We start from the raw sequence: 2,851 nt of genomic DNA on the forward strand, positions 1-2,851 counted from the left end.
CGTACATTTCAGGTAACCTCTTCGCCTCTAAATTGTTGACCTAGCCCATTGATCAAGAAGACTCGGCCAAGTTAGGTGGCACGAGAGACTTGAAATCGGACCAACCATCACGCCAGGCGCCCCATTGGGTCTGGGCTCTGAGAACATGTAGGAGGACTTCGCATGGCCGATGCGCCTACCGACAAGTTTTCTGCCGGCGAGCAGGGTCTGGGGTACATTTACCAAGCTCGTCTCGCTCTGCTTCACTTGCTCCAGTTACCTGAAAATACTTCCGTTTTTCTTGAGAAGGACGATGATCTCGACTTCATCGATGATGATGGTGGCAAGTCCTTAGCTTCGCTCAAGCACAAGGCGATTGGCGACAAGCTGACCGACCTGTCGACTGATTTCTGGAAGTCTGTGAACATCTGGCTCGCGCGGTACAAGCGGGATGGCCGTGCCACATCGAATCTTCGGTTTTTCCTGTTCACCACCGGAAAGGTATCGGCTGATTCCTTCCTTTCCCGATTCCTGCCCGGCCAGCAAGGCGTTTCCAGCGAAACAGCAACACCAACCGAACTAGCCGATGCCGCGCTGGCAAAGTCGAAGTCGAAACTTATCGCGCCGATTGCCGCGGCGTTCGCCGAATTAAACGATGATGAGAAGCAGGACTTCCTCGACCGCATCCTGATTTTTGATGGCAGCCCGCGCATCACCGACATCCCGACGACCATAAAAGACAAACACATGAGGATCGTCCGCCGCGATTACCGTGAGTTCGTTTTCCAGCGATTGGAGGGATGGTGGACCGACGCCGTAATCAAACAACTGACTGCCGATAAGCCGGAAGGAATCTTCGGCTTCGAAGTCTGGGACAAATTATGCAACTTCAACGAGGAGTATAAGGCGGACAACCTGCCCATTACCTTTCGCCAAAAAATGCCCTTCGATGAGATCGATACCGATGCGGATCCGCGCCTATTCGTGAAGCAGCTGCGTGAGATCGGCATCTCGTCGAGCCGGATTAGAAGTGCGATTCTAGACTATTACAGGGCATTCGAGCAGAGATCAGCGTGGGCACGCGAAAACCTATTAGCCTCAGGAGAAGTCGAAGATTACGAAGATCTCCTCGCCGACGAGTGGAACCGCTACAAGGATGTCGTTTTCGAGAGACTGAAGGATGATAGCGCCGAGGAAGCCCTGCGCGAGGCCGGCGCCACTCTCTACAACTGGGCACAGTTCGAAACTGGTAAGATCGAATCTTTGCGTATCCGCGAACGGGTGACGGAGCCTTATGTCCTCCGCGGTAGCTTCCACATTCTGGCGGATGCCACGCCCCAACCTAGGATCCACTGGCATCCCAAGTTTCTCGATCGCCTTAGCGAAGTACTGGGGGTGGCTTCGTGAAGCCATGGGATCAGCGCCCCTTCGAAATTCGAAACCTCTTCAACCCTGCATTCTGCGGTTTGGTCATGTTCCGTGCCCTGCAGGGCTACGAGGGAGAAGATGACCGCGGCATGCCTTTCTCTCTGTCCCTGCTTGTGCTGCCCCTGTGCCTGCACAAAGACTCACGTGAGGTGATTTCCAGCAGCCCACGCAGTTACCTGCTCAAGATCGCGGAAAAAAACCAGCAGATTATGGTCGGTTTCGCCGACCGGGCCACGCAGATGCTGCCTTATACCTTCGAGGGGTTTGGTCTGCTGATGGAAAGAGGCTGCATCGCTGTCGCGGATGACGGTCGCATCCAAACCGTACCGAAGAAGGTGCGTAAGACTGTCGATGGAACCAGAAGCGCCGAAACCGTCGCCTGCCAAAAAGCGGCGCGCATCGTCGGCAGGGAATTTGCACGCATCGCCGATCGGGCGACCGTTTACACGACTTTCGGGATTCGTCTATGAAGATCAAATCCATCCACCTCTACAGCCATGATGGCCAGCGCCGTGACCTTCAGTTCAAGGTAGACGGCCTTAACGTCATCACCGGTCGCTCTTCCACCGGAAAGTCAGCGCTTTCCGAGATAATCGAATACTGCATGGGGCGATCCTCCTTCAACGTCCCCGAAGGCATCATCCGTGATAAGGTAGCCTGGTTCGCTGTGATCTACCAGTTCGGGAAAGAGCAGGTGCTGATCGCCAAGCCGACTCCGCCCGGCGGCGGCGCCAGTTGCAGCACTGCGATGCTGCGAAGGGGGAGCGAACTGCAGATACCCAACTTCCAGGATATGGCGATCAATACCGACGACGACAGCATCGTGGAGTTGCTGTCGCGCCTGCTTGGCATTCCCGAGAACCGCACCGAAGTAGCGCTTGAACATAGCCGCGCCAGTTACGACGCGAACGTCAAGCACACGTTCTACTACCTATTCCAGAAGCAGGGGCTGGTCGCCAACAAGGATCAACTTTTCTATCGCCAGAACGAGCAATACCAGCCGCAGGCGATACGTGACACGCTGCCGATCCTACTCGGCGTCTCATCCCACGACCGCTACGAACTGGAATCTGACCTACGCTTGGCACAGCGGAACCTAAGGATCAGCACCAAAAAGTTGGAACAGGCTCACGAAACCGTTAATACGTCGCATGAGCAGGCCATCAGCCTCTTTTCAGAAGCCAAAGCAGTCGGAGTTATTGGCAACACCGACGAGAATCCGAATGCCGACTGGATCGTTGAGGCATTGAAGGCGGCGTTGCTGTGGAAGCCCGAAACATTGCCGGAAGACGACGGCAGCCGGATTTCGCTTCTAGAGGACCAACTGGCTCGGTTACGCCAAGTTCGACGAGATACTCAGGCGCGGATCGATGCGGCGCGACAGTTCGCCAAGCGAGCGGGGGGCTACGAAAACGAGGCCACCGAACAGATAGACCGGCTCGCT

The 2,851-nt window shown here is 55.6% G+C and carries 3 protein-coding genes; all 3 read left to right on the top strand.

Translation table 11 applies throughout. The features are described from left to right. Positions 1–162 precede the first annotated feature (162 nt). Positions 163–1,386 carry an ABC-three component system protein gene (locus ACFDS3_RS20370; RefSeq protein ID WP_375264152.1) on the top strand — a complete coding sequence of 408 codons (1,224 nt, stop codon included), beginning with the start codon at positions 163–165 and terminating at the stop codon, positions 1,384–1,386. Then, positions 1,383–1,877 (top strand): three component ABC system middle component, encoded by a 495-nt coding sequence (locus tag ACFDS3_RS20375; protein WP_375264153.1) that lies wholly within the window; start codon positions 1,383–1,385, stop codon positions 1,875–1,877. Before ACFDS3_RS20370 ends, ACFDS3_RS20375 begins: the two co-directional genes overlap by 4 nt. Further along, a partial coding sequence (locus ACFDS3_RS20380; RefSeq protein WP_375264154.1) for a hypothetical protein occupies positions 1,874–2,851 on the top strand: 978 nt, incomplete at its 3' end. The genes ACFDS3_RS20375 and ACFDS3_RS20380, both read left to right, overlap by 4 nt.

It is taken from the genome of Palleronia sp. (genome assembly GCF_042089775.1).
GTDB lineage: Bacteria > Pseudomonadota > Alphaproteobacteria > Rhodobacterales > Rhodobacteraceae > Palleronia.